General features: G+C 35.8%; 16 protein-coding genes. 4 read left to right on the top strand and 12 right to left on the bottom strand.

Annotation, left to right across the window (positions count from 1 at the left end; translation table 11 throughout):
- Positions 1 to 8: 8 nt before the first annotated feature.
- On the top strand, positions 9 to 1,172 hold the full coding sequence (locus ACP8HH_RS07910) for a pyridoxal phosphate-dependent aminotransferase (protein WP_438318287.1): 1,164 nt from the start codon (positions 9 to 11) through the stop codon (positions 1,170 to 1,172).
- A gap of 81 nt (positions 1,173 to 1,253) precedes the next feature.
- Here ACP8HH_RS07910 and ACP8HH_RS07905 read toward each other — a convergent pair whose 3' ends face one another.
- On the bottom strand, positions 1,254 to 1,952 hold the full coding sequence (locus tag ACP8HH_RS07905) for a response regulator transcription factor (RefSeq protein WP_438318284.1): 699 nt from the start codon (positions 1,950 to 1,952) through the stop codon (positions 1,254 to 1,256).
- 365 nt (positions 1,953 to 2,317) lie between these two features.
- Between ACP8HH_RS07905 and ACP8HH_RS07900 the strand changes: the two genes are divergently transcribed.
- Both ACP8HH_RS07900 and ACP8HH_RS07895 read left to right on the top strand, forming a co-directional pair.
- Positions 2,318 to 3,808, top strand: a complete 1,491-nt coding sequence (locus tag ACP8HH_RS07900; RefSeq protein ID WP_438318281.1) for a catalase — start codon at positions 2,318 to 2,320, stop codon at positions 3,806 to 3,808.
- 300 nt (positions 3,809 to 4,108) lie between these two features.
- A complete protein-coding gene (locus ACP8HH_RS07895) occupies positions 4,109 to 4,279 on the top strand; it encodes a hypothetical protein (protein WP_438318278.1) in 171 nt (56 codons plus the stop codon).
- 326 nt (positions 4,280 to 4,605) lie between these two features.
- Here ACP8HH_RS07895 and ACP8HH_RS07890 read toward each other — a convergent pair whose 3' ends face one another.
- The 3 genes from ACP8HH_RS07890 to ACP8HH_RS07880 form a co-directional block, all read right to left on the bottom strand.
- On the bottom strand, positions 4,606 to 5,262 hold the full coding sequence (locus ACP8HH_RS07890) for a glyoxalase (protein ID WP_438318276.1): 657 nt from the start codon (positions 5,260 to 5,262) through the stop codon (positions 4,606 to 4,608).
- A gap of 433 nt (positions 5,263 to 5,695) precedes the next feature.
- The gene (locus ACP8HH_RS07885) at positions 5,696 to 6,220 is read right to left on the bottom strand and encodes a YhcN/YlaJ family sporulation lipoprotein (protein ID WP_438318273.1); all 525 of its coding nucleotides are present in this window, start codon (positions 6,218 to 6,220) and stop codon (positions 5,696 to 5,698) included.
- A gap of 256 nt (positions 6,221 to 6,476) precedes the next feature.
- Positions 6,477 to 7,886 carry a Mur ligase family protein gene (locus tag ACP8HH_RS07880; RefSeq protein WP_438318270.1) on the bottom strand — a complete coding sequence of 470 codons (1,410 nt, stop codon included), beginning with the start codon at positions 7,884 to 7,886 and terminating at the stop codon, positions 6,477 to 6,479.
- A 139-nt stretch (positions 7,887 to 8,025) separates the two neighbouring features.
- Here ACP8HH_RS07880 and ACP8HH_RS07875 point away from each other — a divergent pair, with 139 nt between their 5' ends.
- Positions 8,026 to 9,270 carry an ATP-grasp domain-containing protein gene (locus tag ACP8HH_RS07875; RefSeq protein WP_438318267.1) on the top strand — a complete coding sequence of 415 codons (1,245 nt, stop codon included), beginning with the start codon at positions 8,026 to 8,028 and terminating at the stop codon, positions 9,268 to 9,270.
- A 46-nt stretch (positions 9,271 to 9,316) separates the two neighbouring features.
- On the opposite strand, the gene ACP8HH_RS07870 is transcribed toward ACP8HH_RS07875, so the two are convergent.
- The 8 genes from ACP8HH_RS07870 to ACP8HH_RS07835 form a co-directional block, all read right to left on the bottom strand.
- Positions 9,317 to 11,485, bottom strand: coding sequence for a YheC/YheD family protein (locus ACP8HH_RS07870; RefSeq protein ID WP_438318264.1), 2,169 nt, complete (start codon positions 11,483 to 11,485; stop codon positions 9,317 to 9,319).
- Positions 11,486 to 11,641: 156 nt separating this feature from the next.
- On the bottom strand, positions 11,642 to 12,052 hold the full coding sequence (locus ACP8HH_RS07865; RefSeq protein ID WP_438318261.1) for a CotY/CotZ family spore coat protein: 411 nt from the start codon (positions 12,050 to 12,052) through the stop codon (positions 11,642 to 11,644).
- Between the two features lie 91 nt (positions 12,053 to 12,143).
- Positions 12,144 to 13,196: an ATP-grasp domain-containing protein gene (locus ACP8HH_RS07860; RefSeq protein WP_438318258.1), complete on the bottom strand. Its 1,053-nt coding sequence runs from the start codon at positions 13,194 to 13,196 to the stop codon at positions 12,144 to 12,146.
- Between the two features lie 282 nt (positions 13,197 to 13,478).
- Positions 13,479 to 13,928 carry a YusW family protein gene (locus ACP8HH_RS07855; RefSeq protein WP_438318255.1) on the bottom strand — a complete coding sequence of 150 codons (450 nt, stop codon included), beginning with the start codon at positions 13,926 to 13,928 and terminating at the stop codon, positions 13,479 to 13,481.
- Between the two features lie 187 nt (positions 13,929 to 14,115).
- Entirely contained in the window at positions 14,116 to 14,790 is a 675-nt protein-coding gene (locus ACP8HH_RS07850) for a hypothetical protein (protein WP_438318252.1), read from the bottom strand.
- Positions 14,791 to 14,867: 77 nt separating this feature from the next.
- The gene (ypfJ, locus tag ACP8HH_RS07845; RefSeq protein WP_438318249.1) at positions 14,868 to 15,704 is read right to left on the bottom strand and encodes a KPN_02809 family neutral zinc metallopeptidase; all 837 of its coding nucleotides are present in this window, start codon (positions 15,702 to 15,704) and stop codon (positions 14,868 to 14,870) included.
- Positions 15,705 to 15,846: 142 nt separating this feature from the next.
- A complete protein-coding gene (metE, locus tag ACP8HH_RS07840; RefSeq protein ID WP_438318246.1) occupies positions 15,847 to 18,138 on the bottom strand; it encodes a 5-methyltetrahydropteroyltriglutamate--homocysteine S-methyltransferase in 2,292 nt (763 codons plus the stop codon).
- Between the two features lie 42 nt (positions 18,139 to 18,180).
- Entirely contained in the window at positions 18,181 to 20,037 is a 1,857-nt protein-coding gene (locus ACP8HH_RS07835) for a bifunctional homocysteine S-methyltransferase/methylenetetrahydrofolate reductase (protein ID WP_438318243.1), read from the bottom strand.
- Positions 20,038 to 20,055: the final 18 nt, after the last annotated feature.

The raw sequence follows: 20,055 nt of genomic DNA, 5'->3' as shown, positions 1-20,055 counted from the left end.
TATTAACAATGGAAATTTCAGACAGATTGAAAAATATGCCCCCTCACTTTTTCTCTAAACTCGTCAAGAGTGTTGAAGCTGCAATGGCTGAGGGACGTGACATCATCAATTTAGGTCGTGGAAATCCTGACCAACCTACTCCAAAACATATTATAGAAGCACTTCAAGAAGCAGTGGAGGATCCACTTACACATGGATATGCAGCTTTCAGAGGTACAACAGAGCTGAAAGAAGCCGTCGGTGTATTTTATAAACGAGAATACAATGTCGATATTAACCCTGAAACAGAAGTAGCTATATTGTTTGGAACAAAAACAGGACTGGTTGAATTACCTTTAGCTCTTATGAATGCAGGAGATCTATTATTACTGCCTGACCCGGGTTATCCTGATTATTTATCCGGTGTAAGTTTAGCCGATATTAAATATAATTTAATGCCTTTACTCGCTGAAAATAATTTCCTACCAGATTACGCTGCTCTTTCCAATGAACAAAAAGAGCAAGCTAAACTTATGTACTTAAATTATCCAAGCAATCCAACAAGTGCGACCGCAAGTATTCCATTCTTTGATGAAACAGTAGCATTCGCAAAAACTTCAAACATTGCAATCATGCACGATTTTGCATATGGAGCGATTGGATTTGATGGAAAAAAACCAGTTAGTTTTTTACAAGCTGATGGCGCAAAAGATGTTGGAATTGAAATGTACACTTTTTCTAAAACATATAATATGGCTGGGTGGCGGATTGGATTCGCCGTTGGTAACGCGGAGATCATAGAAGCCATCAATACATTACAAGATCATTTGTTTATTAATCCATTTCCAGCAGTCCAGCGTGCTGCCGCAGTTGCTTTGACGAGCAGTCAAGACTGTGTGGAGAACCTAGTTTCACTTTATGAAAGCCGAAGAAATGTATTAATATCTGAATGTAAGCGAATAGGTTGGGACGTTGAAGCACCGCCTGCCTCCTTCTTCGCATGGCTTCCCGTACCTAAGGAATATTCAAGTGAATCCTTTGCAGACCTCTTACTTTCGAAAGCGGATGTGGCAGTCGCACCAGGGAATGGATTTGGTTCCTACGGAGAAGGTTATATACGTGTTGGACTTTTGGAAGATGAAAATCGTTTGAAAGAAGCAGTTGCACGCATTGAAAAGCTTAACCTCTTTTAATCCCAAAAGGTAAGATTTCAGAAGTTACTGAAGTCTTACCTTTTAATATATCCGATTTTATAGTATGTTAAAAAAACCAATTTAATTTGTCTCAGGGAAACGATATCCAAAACCTCTAACGGTTTGAATATACTCAGTATCTTTTGAATGTTTATATAGCTTCCCTCGTAAATTACTTATATGAACTTTCACAGTCTGCGGTGTACCATCAGAATTATACCCCCAAACATGATCATAAAGTTGTTCAGCCGTCCATACTCTATTCGGATGTTTCACAAGTACTAATAAGAGTTGGTATTCTTTGTGCAGAAGGTGAACCCTATTATCGTTAATAAACACTTCACATCTATCCGTATATATTGTCATTGTTTTTTTTGTTATTTTCTCGATATCTTCCTCACTATTAACTATCCAATCATTGCGACGTAATAGAGCCTGAATTCGAGCATCTAGTTCATGAAAATCGAATGGTTTTGTAATGTAGTCATCACCGCCAACTTGAAAGCCAGTCATTTTATCCATCGATTCCTTTCGACAACTAATAAATAGAATAGGTACTATTGTTTGCTCTCTAATTTTTTTACATACCTCAAATCCATTCATTTCCGGCATTTCAATATCCAATAATACAACATCAGGCTTTTTTTCTTTTAACATTTCCATAGCAATTCGACCATTTTTAGCTTCATGTACCTTATAGCCCTTATTTCTCAAAAAAAGTTGCATAAGACTACGAATTCCATCCTCATCTTCAACTATTAAAACGGATTCATTAGCCATTAAACTCCCCCTTTTCATACTTATTTGAAATGAATAAAAAAAACCCAATTTATCAATTTTTATTATCTTACATTTGTATTATATGCAAATACTTGGACTCATGAAGTTAGAACAATAAGATACCTTAATGCTAACACACTATTAGGAATAGTGTTGAAATATTAAAATATTCTTTAAAGTTGAACAATTATATATACTTTAATAGTATGATAGGTATAAATTATAGGTTTCGATTGTTAAGTTAAGGTTAAACTACACCCCCTTTAATAATCACTATTTGATTGTAATGATTATTATTAGTAATTTAAAAAAATATTTGCTATAGTAGTAGATGTACATACAGAACATAAGGAGGAGTTATACAAATGAATAAAAAAGATAACGAGAATGAGAATCATAAAAAATTAACTACCGCCGCAGGTGCTCCAGTTGTTGACAATCAAAACTCAATGACCGCTGGCCCAAGAGGACCTGTACTTTTACAAGACGTTTGGTTACTGGAAAAACTAGCTCATTTTAACAGAGAGGTAATTCCTGAACGCCGTATGCACGCAAAAGGTTCCGGTGCATATGGTACGTTTACTGTAACAAGTGACATTACTAAATATACTAAAGCAAAGATTTTCTCAGAAGTCGGGAAACAAACAGAAATGTTCTCACGCTTCTCTACAGTTGCTGGAGAACGCGGTGCGGCTGATGCAGAGCGTGACATTCGTGGATTCTCTATGAAGTTTTATACTGAAGAAGGAAACTGGGATCTCGTTGGGAACAATACACCTGTATTCTTTTTCAGGGATCCAATGCAATTCCCAGACTTGAACCATGCTGTAAAACGCGACCCACATACGAATATGCGCAGTCCGAAAAACAACTGGGATTTCTGGACATCTCTTCCTGAAGCCCTTCATCAAGTAACGATCACAATGAGTGAGCGTGGAATTCCGAAGTCGCTTAGGCATATGCACGGTTTCGGTAGTCATACATTTAGTATGATCAATGAACAAAACGAACGCCACTGGGTTAAATTCCATTTTGTTTCACAACAGGGTATTGAGAATTTAACAGATGCAGATGCGGAAGCACTTGTCGGTAAAGACCGTGAAAGCCATCAAAGGGATTTACTGAACAGTATCGATAATGGTGATTTCCCGAAATGGAAAATGTACATCCAAGTGATGACAGAAGAAGAAGCATTTAACATGCCGTATAACCCATTCGACCTTACAAAAGTTTGGTATAAGGGTGACTTCCCTCTTATTGAAGTAGGAGAGTTTGAATTAAATAGAAACCCTGAAAACTATTATGCTGAAGTAGAGCAATCTGCCTTCTCACCTGCTGCAGTTGTACCAGGAATCGGATTCTCTCCTGACAAAATGCTACAGGCAAGATTGTTCTCATACGGCGATGCACAGCGCTACCGTCTAGGTGTCAACCACCATCAAATTCCGGTAAACGCACCGAAATGTCCATTCAACAGCTTCCACCGCGATGGTGCAATGAGAACTGATGGTAACAAGGGAAGCACGCTACACTATGAGCCAAACAGCTACGGCGAATGGAAAGAGCAACTTGAATACAAAGAGCCGCCACTTAAATTAAACGGTGATGCAGATATTTGGGATTTCCGTGAAGATGACAGTGATTATTTCACACAGCCTGGTAAATTGTTTAACTTAATGAACGATGACCAAAAAGAAGTTCTCTTTGCAAATACAGCGCGCAATATGGGCGACGCACCAAAAGAAATAAAAATCAAACACATCAGCCACTGCTTCCAAGCCGATCCAGCTTATGGTGAAGGCGTCGCGAAAGCACTCGAAATTTCGATGAAAGAAGTAAATGTAGGTTCACTTTAATCAATTAAAAAAGCGGTAACCCCTTGTGGTTACCGCTTTTTTATTTATTTAATTATATATGTTGAACAAATGATTCTATATGATCTCCACTCCAGTTAGGCGAGAGTTGTTAGAAGGATTCTTTATATCAACACACAAACTATTAATAATGTGATATATTAAGGGTATTTTACAAGATGCTTTAAGCAAGGCGATATCAAGCGTGTCGATTAACCATAAAAATCCAATATAATACAAAAAGAAACACTCTTTTTGTAAAATGAAAGTACGACCAATCAAATACAAGAAGGGGTTTCTCTAATGAAAGTCTTTGCTTTAATCCTATTTTGCGCAGGTGTTATTGTTGCTATCTTTTCGAGTAACATAGACAATGCAGCAAAAAACCATATTATTGTCAAGTTCGCTGTCATCTTTTCAATGGTTGCCCTTGTGTTGTTTATTAGCCTAACACTATACAATACACTAAAATAGCAAAAGTCATCTCATTTTTCAAACAAGCCCTATTAATATCCGCTTAAAAACTTCTTACATATATCGTAGGATAATTAAGCGAGAATTATGGAGTAGCTTTTGCCAAAGGCACTTTCGGGTCTGAATTACAACCAAGTCGATGTGAATTCCCCTCAAAGAAGCTCGAATTACGACCAAGGGGCTTCGAATTCCTCTCAAGCGGCTGAATCACCCCCCAAACAAAGAAAAACACCTAAAATCATTTAATGATTTTAGGTGTTTTTGTCTATAGTTTTAGTTAAGTTAAAAAAACCGATTGATTGTACGAACCACTTAATATTACACACTTAATTTATGAGTGCCATCTTGCCTTCTTCATCCAAAACGATTTGACGACCATCGTTTAATGTGATTTCTAGCGGGTAGGTTTCTGCTGATTTCTCAGAGAAATACCATCTTCTCGCTGGCGGTACCAAAACGATGAACGCGTCGCCTTTCCCTAGAAAGTTCAATGATTCTGGATCCACTTCCGTTCCTCCGCGAAGTGGGATTCCGATATCTTGCAGCTGCTCCCCTACTTCCGAAACAAAAGGCGTTACTATACCGACTTCACTTATATTTAGAAAAGATGCCTGTGATACATCCCCAAATAAATCCTGTTTTCTACGACCAATTAATTCAACAATATTCCCTGCCGGATCTTCAAAATACATTGAATCCGCATCAAAACTTGAAAAGTAAATTTCATCTAATGATTCCCCACGATTTAAGGTCACTCGATCTTGCATCCAAAATTTCAACATGGAAAACTGATTTCCTGGTATATTAATTGCAAAATGATAAAATGCTGGTTGATTTGTATGCATGAACGTAATTGTAGATTGTCCTATTTCAACAATAAACTGTTCATTTGTTGACTCTACAATATTAAATTCCATTACATCACCGTAGAAACGTTTTAATGCTTTTAATTTGTTTGTATAAAACGTAACAGACTTAAACATGATATACCCCCACTTAGATTAAATTTTATATATAGTCTATTGCCTTCTTAAAGTTCTCTTTCTAGTATATCACTAAGAGAAGCTATGATGAATTTTACACGATCGATGAAATACATTTGTTAAATTGTTTGTTTAAGCTGCGTTTGGTACAATCATCGATATGGGCGGTAGGTTCCTGTGTCTAATAATAAGTGCGAGGGGTTTGAAAATCATTCAATGGATACTATTAATATTGTTTGCAATAGTTATTGAAATTGTTACACGTTATTTTACACGAGGTATGAAGGATAAAAGAAAAAGAGAACTTTACTTATCCTTAATATGGGTGATGTTTGGAATTGTATTTATTGTTTTTTGGATAATCTCAAAATAATAGACCAAAAAATAATCAGCTATTCGAAAATAGCTGATTATTACTTATTTTTATATAACATTAATGAGCATCAGGAAATACCCTTTTCATCGCTTCTGAAAATTCCTCGAAAAATCCTTCTACTGGCTTTCCTTCATTAATTTTTTCACCATAGTCATTCATTTGCTTAACAAAATCAGGATTTAATGACACATACACATTCTCAATAGCACTATTTGCAGTTCGCACCTTATCCGCAATTTTATCTTCCACATCTGGTGATAGTTCTTCGCTTGCTTGATCATGTAAAACAACAGCGGTATATGCATTGTTATTCGTCACAATGACTGTGGCACTTTCGACTTCATCTAATTCCGTAATTAGATTCGCTGCATCCTTAGCTACTTCCAGTTTGGATTCATTATCCCCTACTCCGCCTGTAACCTTGTCTTCAACCTCTGAAGGCGTCGAGTTTTCCGGTGGGACAGTGTTTGTCGTTGTATCTGTTGATGTTTTATCTGTCTCCGTTTTATTCTTGTTCATTCCACATCCCAAAAGTAAAACAGATATCATTAAAGCCATCGTAAATAATCCAATTCGTTTCAATATATTTTCCTCCTTTTTCGGATACTAACTTAGAGTATCCATAAAAGAGTTTTTTATGTTGTTTATTAAAAAAACTTATTTCATTCAATACTACTTTTACTTCTTAATTAATGATGAATGCTATCGTTATTTTAGTAAAACACCTCTAATTGAATCAATCTTCAAATCTTTTTACTAGTTTCCCCTGTAGTAATTCTTGAACATCACTTATAAATAAAGGCTACAATATCATTCCTATTCTCTATTTTAACGGTAACTATTTCCCTTTTCGTAAACTATAGGCTAAGTCAATTATTGCTTGACTGTACATATCACCTTTGATTAGAACAATTGTGTTTTCATCAACAATTTCTTTTAACAGTTCATATGCGAGTATTTTATTGTTAAACGAATAAACTGAAGAAGTCATTCCGCAGGCCAGTGCTTGTTCGGCCATTATCCGTGCATGCTCTCCAATTGTTATTAAAACGTCTACACCAATTTCATAAATCAGCACTCCTGCTTGTTTATGAACAATATAACCCCAAGATCCTAGATCTGTTATCGTCCCTACAATCGCAATCGTTTTTCTTCCTTTTCCAACATCCTTTAAAACATTTAAAGCTGCTTCCAAAGAAGTCGTTGTTATACTCCATGTGTCATCCAGAATAACGCTGTTATTAATCCCAGTAAAAATTTGAAGTTGTTTATTAAAAGTTTGAAATGTTTTCAAATGCTTTCTAGCTTTTTTCAAGCTAATCCCGACTTCATGGGCTGCTGCAAGCGCCGCTAATGCGTTATATACTTGGTGTCTTCCTAGTCCGGGGACAAACGTTTTATATTTTTTTCTTTTATGCCTAAGAACAAATTGCATTCCATTATTAATGTATTTAATATCTTTCGCATAATAATCACAAAATGAATCCATTCCTACACGAATGATACGACCATTATACTTGCCAAATTCTATTCTCTTACTGTTTTCATCATTTGAATTAATTATTAGCACACCCTCATTATTCAGTGCTTGTAGCATTTCACCCTTCGCGCTAATATATGCCTCGATAGTCTTACAATAATTCAAATGATGTGCACCAATATTTGTAATAATCCCTATTGTTGGCTTAAATATTTTACCTGCAATTTCTACGTCACCCGGAGCACCTACGGCGGTTTCGAAAACAGCAGCTTCTGTCTGATCATCAATGCTTAAAAGATAGTGTAAATGAGCCGTACGAGAGTTATTCGTACTTTCCGTTGACACAGTAGTTTTACTTTTCGATAGAATATGCTTAATCATTTCTTTTGTAGTTGTTTTCCCAGAAGTTCCGGTTACTGCAATTACAGGGATTTCAAACAAATCTCGGTAGTAATTAATAAATTCCCAATACGCTACATCAACATCCTTAACTTTAATAACCGATAATTGATCAATTTGATCACGTTCTGTTAATTCTTGACTCGTTACGAGTACTAAAGGGAAAAATTCTTTTAAGTCGTTCCAATTTAAAATCTTTATTTTTGAAAAAAGAACCGTATTCTTTTTTTTCACCTGTTTAATTCGATAGGCACCTTGTTCAATAATCATATCATCATGCCCTTGTATCAATTCACCAGCAATCGCAGCTTTTAGCTCTTTTACTGAGAGTGGCTTCATTGTGAACTGTTCACTCCCTTCATATTCCATATCATATGCATATTTCGATACTTCGCTTGTACAATCAGCGATTACTGTAAGTTTTTTTCTATCGTGATACGTAACCAAGCTGGGAATGAATTAGTTCATACATATATATAGAGTTGTCTTACTCGAAACTATTTTGGGAGTGAACTATTTGAAAACAATTATCTTTATTAACACCAATAAATCTGGATCCAGTAGAGATGCAATTCACTCTGCGGAACAACTTGGATACTTTACAGTTGTTTTTACTAATAATGAGAAACAAATACGGCAAAGAGAGGAGTACACAAATGTACATGAAATGATTTTCGTTGATACAACAAGCATTACTGAAATGAGAGATGTGATACACACTCTTAAATCCAGAGGAATGGATATCAAAATTATTATTAGTTTCATTGATTCCAATGTTCATATCGCTTCAATTCTGTGTGATGAATTTTGTCAAAACACAACTTCATCTAAAGCAATAGAAATAATGGAAAACAAAGAGAAAACGAGATCTTTTTTTAAAAGCCAACAATACACACCAAAATTCCATATCATTCAATCGGAGCAAAAGCCTTCTATAAAAGCAATTCGGTCCGATCTTAATTTTCCCGTTATCGTTAAATCACCAAAGTCTACGGGTTCCAAAGATGTGTTATTTGCAACTGGGAAAAAACAGTTGAAAAAACATATTGCGAAATTAAGAACGAAAGATCCTAACGATACGATTATTATTGAAGAATATATTATAGGTGACCAATATTTAGTAGAGGCTATTGTTTCCAATGGTACGGTTCAAGTAGCAGCAATCATTAAACAAGAAATCACGCATGACAAGAGGTTCATCATTACTGGTTATGGTGTGCTCTTGGAAATTCCATATGAACTTAAAGTAGGAATTGACGACGTACTCGATTCTGTCACATCACAGTTAGGAATTCAGAACGGCTCTCTTCACCTTGAATTACGATTATCTACAAATGGTTGGAAACTCATCGAAGTAAATCCGAGAATTTCTGGAGGAGCAATGAATAAAATGATCCAAGCGGCATTTGGTTATAACTTGGTTGAAGAAACATTAAAACTCTATCTTGGGGATAATCCATCAATTCGAAACGAATATGAAAAGTATGTATTCACACAATACGTCGTTGTATCAAAAAAAGGGACTTTAGAAAAAGTGACTGGGAAAGGAAGGGCTAGAAAATCACCTGGCGTTGTAGATGTATTTGTAAAACCTAAAAAAGGTGCAAATTTAACTCCTCCACTGTCAATGGGTCATAGATATGCTTATGTAATTGCAACCGGCGAGAGTTTGGAAGAAGCTCAATTGAATGCTAAAAATGGTGCAAATGAAATCATTTTCCATTTAGAGGATGATGATGAGGATGAAGAATAGTATATAAACAAAGGACATCTGCAAAGAGCAGTGTCCTTTGTTTTTATTAATTTGAAAAATGTGTGTCAATGAACTTTACAGTATCGAACATATTCGTTTTACTAGCTCCCTTAACTAAAATCGTGTCGTTCTCTTGAAGTAGATTTTCTAACAACTCATGCAATTTCTTGCGGTTTGTAAAATGATATATGTTATTGGCTGGGAACCCATTCCGAATCGCTTGTTGACCAATTTCTTCTGTTCGAAAACCATATGTGATGAGAATATCGGCACCCGATTCAGAAATATAATTCCCTATTTGTTCATACGACTTTTCCCGCAGATCTCCTAATTCTCGCATTTGACCAATGATAGCTATTTTTCTATTGTTTCCGATATTCGTTAACACGTCGATTGCCGCTTTAACTCCTTCAGGATGTGAGTGAACTGTATCATCAATTATAGTAATGTTTTCACTGCAATTGTAAATCGTCATTCTTCTAGGCGGTTTCCGGAAAAGTAACCCTAACTTAATATCCATCGGACTAAATCCTAAATGATCAGCTACAGCAATCGCGTTCAACGCATTATATACGTGATGTTCTCCCAAAATCGGAATAAATAATACCGTTTCTTGGTTTTGTAATTTCATTTTAAAACTCATTCCACCATCTACATAAGTAATATCATATGCCCTGTAATCTGCATCCGATTTTATACCAATTGTAATAATACTTCCTTTAAAATTCTCCGTTTCCAAATACTTTGAATACGTATCATCATTGTTGAGGAACAACACACCTTGTTGATCCATACCGTGAATAAGTTCGGATTTTGCTGCTGCAACTTTTTTAATATCCCCATCAAAATTTCCTACATGCGCCATTCCGACATTTGTCACGATACTAACATTGGGCTTTATGATGCTACAATGATGTGTGATGACCCCAGGGTAAGCCATACCGTACTCCAAAACAATCGCTTCATGTGCTGGCTTTATTTCAGCCGCGTGGATTTTTGTATGTTCGGTTGTATTCCAATAGTCCTTTGATTCAAACACATTCCACTTTTTCGCCAAGATTGATGCAAGAAATGCTTTCGAAGTTGTCTTTCCTGCACTACCAGTGATTGCAATAATTGGTGTATTCATTGTATTTTCAATACTTTTTTGTTTTAACTCCATTATTTCTCTTTTAATCTTTTTTTGATTTTGCGCCAAATATATAGCGTATTTAATGCCGTTTTTCACGACATCCAATTCCAAATAAAATGCAGGAGGGCAACCAGGACGCCAATTCACTTCGTAAATCCATAGTTTATGATTCTCATCAAGACCGATATCAATGCCCATTTCGTCAATGACCTCTCCGTATTGAATCATTTGAAGTTCATCCAAATGATTTGCTAAAGATAAGGAAAAGTACTCCAATGTTCTTTTAATATTGAACGCATCTTTTTTGAATTCTTGATTTAAAAAAGGCTCTAAGTAATTTGTAAATCCGCCACTATTGATATTAGGAATGATTGATCCAAGGGGTGCAACACGAGGATAAATGGTTGTAATTACCCACTTTCCTTCACCGTTCTTTTGAACATGAAGTCTGAAATCGAATACTTGGCCAGAGTTTGTTACGGATTGAATATATGGCTGACCAATATATTTCCCAGTTTTAAGTCTTTCTGTTATTAGTTCTTCTAATTGTTGTTTTGTGAAGGTTGTCGTTATAGCATTTCTTCCGACTGTAAAATTCGAACCTTTTTTTGAAATAAACAATATTCCTATTCCTTTTCTACCGTCAATTGGCTTGAAAACAATTTTTTCAAATGCGCTACTAAATTTAAAAAACTGACTTGTGCTTCTAATAATTTCGGTTGGAATTAAATATGTCGAGAATTTTCCCGCTTCATTTAATCGCTCACTAATATTCCACTTATTTCCTATCGAATACGTCGTAAAAGGAATTTCCTTCCGCAATTTCTGTATTATTTCTTTTGATTTAGCTAGTTTTTCAGGACTTCCTGCATTGTAAACTACATCGGGAAAGGGCATTGTTTTTCCTATCCATTTCCCATCTTCATAAACTTGTCCGTTAATTGTGCGCTTTTTAAAATCCACTTCTCCAGGTGAAAAGTAAAAAAAAGTAGCCCCTTCTGCTTTGGCAACTGCAGCGTATGCGTAAGATTTTACAACAGTTGTCGGGTCTTTTCTATGGTGTAACATTCCTATTAATGTCATTTAATAATCTCCTTTTTTTATCTCTGATCCTTCTCTATTACATTCAAAGAAGGATGCTTTTGATAAGGACAAACGTTTAGAATATACGAATATATTTAGATACTAAAAAACCGCAACTGCGTATGCTGCGGTGTAGGGTAGAGAGGTATCTTTTTATCATTTTGGAAAAACAATGGGGTGGGGTCGACCAACAAGTTCCGGCGGTAGTGGATTGATTTCACAAAAACAATTTAAATTGACGATAACACATGACTTTGTCTTTCTTAGTGCGTAATATTCATCACTAGAATTTACAAAGTTCCCTTCAATATCTACTGGGACGAGCAATGATAATGTTGCACAACACGTTTCTACATCTATTTTTTCCAACCTAAAATGAGATGTTGTTACACATTTATAGTGAACCGTAAATGGATCCGTACAACCTACTGAAAAAAGCATAAAAGGAATCGTATCAAACCTTTTTAAATTACATATAAATTGAAAATCAATATCATTCATTGTGATAATCTCTTGCTCTTTCATCAGCCTTTTCATTGCTACACAAACAGTGTTTTCTTTATGCATCCCGACTTGTCCCCCCTACAGAAATATCCACTATTTTTCTAGTATATGTTTAAACTGTTTATAGGAATGGGTTTTCAGAAAATTACCAAGTCTACTCCAATGGCTCTATATAAAACTTAATTTTCCTCGCGGCCTCTTTCGCATTAATCTTTGCCTCAGTTATAGTATCTCCGGTAGCGATAACATACCCGTACCGCTGTCCCATTGAAATCGGAGGAATAATCATTGATCCTATTGTCGGTTTCACAAACACCTCGTGGACACCTGTGGAATTCTCCGCAATATCACAGCCAGTAACCTTTAGTAAATAACCATACGAATTAATTGTTATATAATGAACATAAATATTTCTTTCATACTTTCTATTTAATTTAGGCTCCATTCCAAGATATAGCCCAATTGTTTCTTCCACCAAGCTTATTCCAAAAGCTTCTTTTATCATTTGATTCATCGCTCCGCCAGATATTCTCGGGTTCAGTTCAACTAGTTTGACACATTCATTTACTATTCTAATTTCAAGATGAAATGCAGCATTGGATATTTCCAAAGTTTTTTGAATGGATGTAACAACTTCAAAAATCTTATTATATATTGATTCCTCTACATTTAATAAAACCGTATAACCTGTCACAATAAATTTGATCTCTTTTTCAACTTCCTGCATAATAATGGCTATTATTTTTACATTCCCATTATTAATAAGTACTTCAACTAAATATTGCGGTCCATCAAGATACTCCTCTAGAATTATTTTCTGATAGGGATAAATTCTAGCTAATTTTTTAATTACATTTTTCGCTTCAAAATCATCTCTCACCAAATAGACATCCTTTGATGCTTTTGAAATAGCTGATTTTATAATAACAGGATAGCAATTTCTCATTTGTGTAAAACCATATTTTGGATTGTAAACTTTATAATCGATATTCATCTTATCATTTCTAAAAACATCCCTTGTAATCGCTTTGTCCTCCATTTTTCTAAGTGCATCAACAGATATCTTTGAACCACAAAGTGTATTCGATAAATGAGTTGCCATTGAAACATAAGGATCTACAAAGCTAATAATCGCTGTTATTTCAAAACCTTGTTTTTGAAGTAATTCAATTTCTATACTAATTGTCTCTTCTATAATTTCATCCAAATAAACTATACGCGAAACATCCGGAAACTCTGTTGGATTTTCAAAAAAACTACTTCTAGCCGTTACTAAGATGGTTGAATAGCCCAATCGAAATGCAGTTTTTATCCCTTCACGACTGGAGCCTGATTTGGTCGTTTCAATAAATACAATTGATTTCAGAAATCATCATTCCCCCGTGAAAATAGTGTTGTCGCTACTCTCATTTGTATGCAACTCCACTATTTTCGTGTATACAACAAAAAAATAATCACCCATAAAATCATGGATGATCAGTAGGATTCATTACTTCATAAATTTTAACTGCTTTTTATCGTACCCTTTAAATTTAATATCCAGTTTCAAACTTGTATAATCATTTATTTCAAATACATCGGACGCTTTTTTTATCATATCTAAATCTTCCATAGTTGGATCGAAATCAAGGGCTTCAAATAAGGAACCAAGCTTTTCTAAAGCTTTATTGCCGTATAAATAAATATTTTCTATTTTATTTTCATACACGGCTTCAGTCTTATCATGACCTTCTTTGAATTCAACAATGATGGCGTCCTTCATTTCCTTTGTATCTATTGTCATATTAAATTCAGTAAATCCGTAAACCTCACCTGGTTCATTATCCTTTTCCTTCATCCCATCAGGAAACACTGTCACTTTATTCTTATTTCCACAGGCACTACATAAAAGTACCGTAATCATTAGTAAAAAAACATACCGAAACACTTTACTTTTCAAAATGCTAAACCTCTTTTCACATCAGTAATATATTGTTAATCTCAATGTAACCGATGCATGGTGGGCTTATACGAAAGAAGCTTTTATTAAGGCTAAATTCAAAACTACTTAGAGATTTCTTAATAAAAAACCGTCACCCAATACATGATTATGTATCGGATGACGGTATAATTAGTTCGAAATTCTCTTAGAAACTTTCATTCCCAGTTTTATAAATTAAGTTCCAACTATTTGATTCAATTAAATCAGTACTTTTCACTCGTTCCCCTGATCCCAGTGCAACTTCGTCGTCAATAATAGCGACTACCATTGCTTTAATACCGTTATCTAGATTTATATAAATATCTCCAACAGAAGGTTTTACAACAGAAAGCTTATTCGCTTCATTTTCTAATTGTATATCCTCCTCTAATTGACTTTCGGTTACAATTGAATAATCGAGATAATCAATTTGATTGGCGTCATTGTCAACACCAGGAACCATCACCAAGTATTCTCTTTTTCGAACAGTGTTATGAAAAGTTGTATATACACCAACATCAATGAGACTTTCAACTTTTTCGAACTCATTTAATGAATAGTAATCCATTTGGCTTGGGTGTGGACGTGTAATTAAAATATAACCGCCCTCTACCGCTCCTTCATCTTTTCTTAGTGTGTATCGAATACCCAACAACATTAGAGAGTCCATATGTTGTGGTTTATAAAGTGTTAAGTCTTCAGCTTTGCATGATTCTTGAACCATATCTTTTATGCGGTACATTAAAACTGACAACCTAGAAAGTGGTCGAACTGAGTATACCTTGTGTAATTCATTTTTATAATAAACAAACTGACCTTTTCTAACTTGTAAAAGATTCACAAAAACCCTCCATTACTTTAATGATAATAACCTTAGCTTATAAGATAATGCAATTATTGTCTATGTTTGTTTTACTATTAATCGATTATATTAAATGTATCCCCACCTTCAAGTGTGCCATTTTCAAACCCTTTATAAAACCATTCCCTCCTCTGCTCAGAGGTGCCATGAGTAAAACTTTCGGGAACAACATAGCCTTGTGCCCTCTTTTGTAAAGTGTCATCGCCGATTGCACTTGCTGCAGTTAACGCTTCCTCAAGATCCCCTTTCTCAAGTAAATCCATCCCCTGAGCATGATGAGCCCAAACTCCAGCTAAATAATCTGCTTGCAATTCAAATCGAACTTGGTATTTATTAAATTCTGTTTCACTTAATTTTTGACGAAGCGGCATAATTTCATCAGTTGTTCCTAATAGAGTTTGGACATGATGTCCCACTTCGTGAGCAACCACATACGCCATTGCAAAATCTCCTGGTGCCTTAAACTTTTCTTTCAATTCATTATAAAAACTGAGATCAATATAGAGTTTCTGGTCCCCGGGACAATAGAATGGACCTACAGATGCACCCGCTGCTCCACATGCAGATTGAACACTTCCCGTATAAAGAACTAGAACCGGCTTCTCATAAATAAGACCATTTTCCTCAAAGATAGCAGTCCAAACATCTTCAGTATCCGATAATACAACAGAAACCAGTTCCACTAATTCTTTTTCTTCCTCCGATTCTACATAAGGCGTACTACTTTCCGAATTGGGTTGTATCTTATTCAAAACTTCACCTGGGTCTCCACCCATAAAGGCGATAATTAGGATGATTATAATTCCACCAATACCGCCTCCCATTATTGTTTTCCCTCCCATACCTCTTCGGTCTTCTACATTGGTGCTTTGTCTACGTCCTTTTGTCTTCATTTCATACCTCCTAAAATAAGCTTTTAGCTGTAACGCAGCAAAATATTATTTCATAATACAGGTATACCCGAAATACATAAAATTAGTGCATTCTATTTGAAATTAAAAAACCACTTCCAAATTCAGAAGTGGTAGTAGGTTTTTATTTTACAAGAGCAAGTTGTTCTGCTCTAATTTCTTTGGCGGCTTCGACCATTACTTTTAAAGCTGCAATTGTTTCTTCTTCATTTCTTGTTTTAAGACCGCAATCTGGATTGATCCAAAACTGATTAGGGTTAATCGTTTTTAATGCACGATTTATATTCTGTCTCAATTCTACTTTACTCGGAACACGTGGACTATGAATATCGTATACCCCTAATCCAATTTCTTTATCATAAGTGTTTTTCTCAAATGCTGAAATTAGTTCACCGTGACTTCTGGACACTTCAATTGAAATTACATCTGCGTCAAGCGCACTAATTGAGTCAATAATTTCGTTGAAATCAGAATAGCACATATGTGTATGGATTTGAGTGTCATTTTCAACAGATGCAGTTGCAATTTTAAAAGCATGAACGGCTGCATCTAAATAGCCATTTCTATCCGAAAGATTAAGTGGAAGCCCCTCTCTTAGTGCTGGTTCATCCACCTGAATCATGTGGATACCATTCTTTTCGAGTTCCTCTACTTCATGACGGAGTGCATACGCTATCTGATTTAAAACTTCAAAACGAGGTATATCATCCCGTACGAATGACCAATTCAATATTGTTACTGGACCTGTCAACATTCCTTTTACTGGTTTCTTCGTTAATGATTGTGCATAGACACTTTCTTTCACCGTAATTGGCTGACTAAATGCAACATCACCTAAAATAAGCGGTGGTTTTACACAACGTGACCCATAAGATTGCACCCAACCGAATTGTGATACGACGAATCCTTCAAACTTTTCACCGAAATATTCGACCATATCCGTTCTTTCAAATTCCCCGTGAACTAATACATCTAGACCTATTTCCTCTTGAATATCTATCCATTTTGAAATCTGGTCTTTGATAAACTGTTCATATTGCTCTGCGGAGTTCTCTCCTCTTCTCCATTTAGATCTTTGCTGTCTCACCTCCGCTGTTTGTGGAAGACTTCCAATCGTAGTTGTTGGTAGTAGTGGTAGCTTAAAACGCTTTCGTTGAGCAAGAATTCTTTCGACAAATGGTGACGCACGATTTACATCACTTTCCGTCAAGCTCTTAATATTTCCTTTAACTTCAACGTTTTGACGATACTTGGAGTTATTAAGAGTAGTAAGCGCATTTTTGTTTTCTTCAAGCTTCGTTGCGATTGTTTCCTTGCCATCCCGAACTGCTTTTGTTAGATGAACAATTTCTAATAGCTTTTCATCCGCAAATGAAAGTCCGCCTTTTATCACATTGTCCAAATTCGCCTCGAGTTTAATGCTTACTGGTACGTGAAGTAATGAAGATGACGGTTGTATAATCAGACGGTCTTTCTCAACATATGACTGAATTTCATCCAATAGCGAAAGCTTTACATCTAAATTCGTTTTCCATACGTTTCTGCCATCAACGACACCTGCTACTAAAACTTTGTCCTTTGGAAATCCAAACTTTTGTAGCAATTCAATTGTATTGCCATGAACAAAATCAAGCCCTAACGCATGCACAGGAAGTGCTGAAATCTCCTTATAATTGGAAACTTTCTCGAAATACGTTTGTACTATGATTTTCAAACTTGGAACGGCCTCATCAATTGCGGCATAGGCCTTCTGTACAGCTTTAAGTTCGTCGGCCGACAGTTCGCTTGTAAATATCGGCTCATCTATTTGAACCCACTCCGCACCTGCATCTGCAAGTCCTTTTAATACTTCTATATAGAGTGGCGTAAATTGTTCTACTCTTTCTGCAAAAGAAATATCCTCTGATGATTTAGCTAATTTTATAAATGTGATTGGGCCCAAAAGAACTGGTTTACCGTTAATTCCTAACTCCTTTTTTGCTTCCCGATAAAATTCCAGTGGACGATTCTCAACTAATTTCGGCGTTACATTATCCAATTCAGGTACGATATAATGATAGTTTGTGTTGAACCACTTAGTCATTTCTGAAGCAATTGCATCTTTATTACCACGGGCAATTGCAAAGTAGGTATCTAATGGAACTTTCCCACCCGCATACTCAAAACGTGTCGGCACAATTCCGAACATAATTGATGTATCCAGTACATGGTCATATAATGAGAATTCACCTACAGGGATTAAATCAATACCTATTTCTTTTTGCTTCCGAAGATTATCTAGACGTATTTCTTTTGTCTTCGTTAATAATTCCGCTTCTGAAATTGCCCCACTCCAAAAACTTTCTAAAGCTCTTTTCCATTCGCGCTTTCCACCAATGCGTGGGTATCCAATAGTTGAACTTAGTACTTTAACCATATCATCCATCTCCTCAGTTATATGTTTTAGTTGTTCTATTTTTTAGTTCAGTGTCACCATTGATTTAGGTACTGCCTCTACATTTACTTTGCTATTTATATAATTTGTTAAATTAACCGTTATATCATAGCGGGTGAAAGGGGTTATTAAATAGATCCCATGAAAATATTCGAGTGCAACATCAATGAGCTCTTTTGATATTTCAATTCCCTCACGTGTCGATTGCTCACGATCATTTGTAAACAAAGCCATTCTTGCCCGAACTTCATCTGTTAATTTAATACCCGGAACTTCATTATGAAGAAATTCCGCATTTTGCGTTGAAGTTAAAGGCATGATTCCAATATAAATAGGTGCTTTCAAGTGTTTTGTCGCCTCATAGACAGCAATAATCTTTTCCGGACTATAAATTGGTTGTGTAATAAAGTAATCCGCACCCGCTTCGATTTTCTTTTCCAGACGCAGCGTTGCTCGATCAAGGTTACGCACGTTCGGATTAAATGCAGCCGCCACAGTAAAATTTGTTTTTTGTTTCAAAGATTTACCCGATGGTGAATTTCCGGCATTAAATTGTTGAATCATTTCAAGCAAACCAAATGATGTTACATCAAAAACTGAAGTAGCCCCAGGGAAATCTCCTATTTTTGTAGGATCACCTGTAATCGCTAATAATTCAGTAATGCCTAGTGTATGCAAACCCATAAGATGTGATTGTAGTCCTATTAAATTACGGTCACGACAAGTAATATGAACAAGCGGCGACACGTAAAATCTCTGTTTAATTAGTGACCCCATTGAAGCATTACATATTCTAGGACTTGCAAGTGAATTGTCCGCCAGTGTTATAGCATCCACACCAGCTTTTTGTAACGCTTCTGCACCCTGAAAATAAAGGTCGGTATCTAAATGTTTTGGTGTATCTAGTTCAACAATAATAGAATGTCGTTCTTTCACAATCTCTAGTAAACTAGGCTTTGTTAATTCCTTTTGCTCTGAAACTTTCACTTTAATTCCTTCTATTTTAATTAACTTTTCCGTCACAGGCTTCCGATTGATAAGCCCCTCTGCCAAAGCCTGAATATGATCAGGTGTTGTACCGCAACATCCACCAATTAGATGAATTCCTTCGTTTCGGAAACTTTCTGCCTGTTTTTTAAAATATTCAGGTTTATTCTCATAGAACAACTTTCCGTCCTTATAACCTGGCAAACTTGCATTTGGATAAACTGCCAACATCGCACGTTTTGGTATAGGTACAAACTCTAAAGATTTAAGCATATGATAAGGGCCAAATTTACAATTGATACCAACAACGTCTGCTCCCAATTCCTCCAATATTAAAAGGGAATCTGCAAGCGCCATTCCATTTTGCAAGACTCCAGCCTCTTGCATTGAAACGTTTGTGATGATTGGTAGATCTGTTACTTCACGGGCTATTTTGAGTACTGTTGTTAACTCTTCAAAATCATAATAGGTTTCAAGAATTAGCCCATCTACCCCCTCAAGAAGGAGGCAATACAATTGTTCTCTAAAACTTCTTTTGATTTCCTCTTTCGTTCCAATTTCCGTTTGGGAACCATGAATACCACCAATCGTTCCAAGAATAAATGTATCTTTCCGTGCTGCTTCTTTTGCTAATTTAACAGCGGCTTGATTGATCTTTTTCACTTGATCCTCTAAACCGTATCTTGAAAGTTTAATATAATTGGCACCGTATGTATTCGTTTGAATTACATCGGCACCCGCTTGAATATAGGCTTGATGTATATGAAGAACTTGTTCTGGATGTGTCAGGTTCAACTCTTCAAAACAGCGATCCACTCCATGAGAATATAGAAGTGTTCCCATTGCACCATCACCAATTAGTATGCGTTCCCTCATTGTTTTCAGTAAATCCAACCAATTCACTTCCCTTTC

It is taken from the genome of Sporosarcina sp. FA9, assembly GCF_051550205.1.
Classification (GTDB): domain Bacteria; phylum Bacillota; class Bacilli; order Bacillales_A; family Planococcaceae; genus Sporosarcina.
This window is presented reverse-complemented; position numbering and strand designations above follow the sequence as displayed.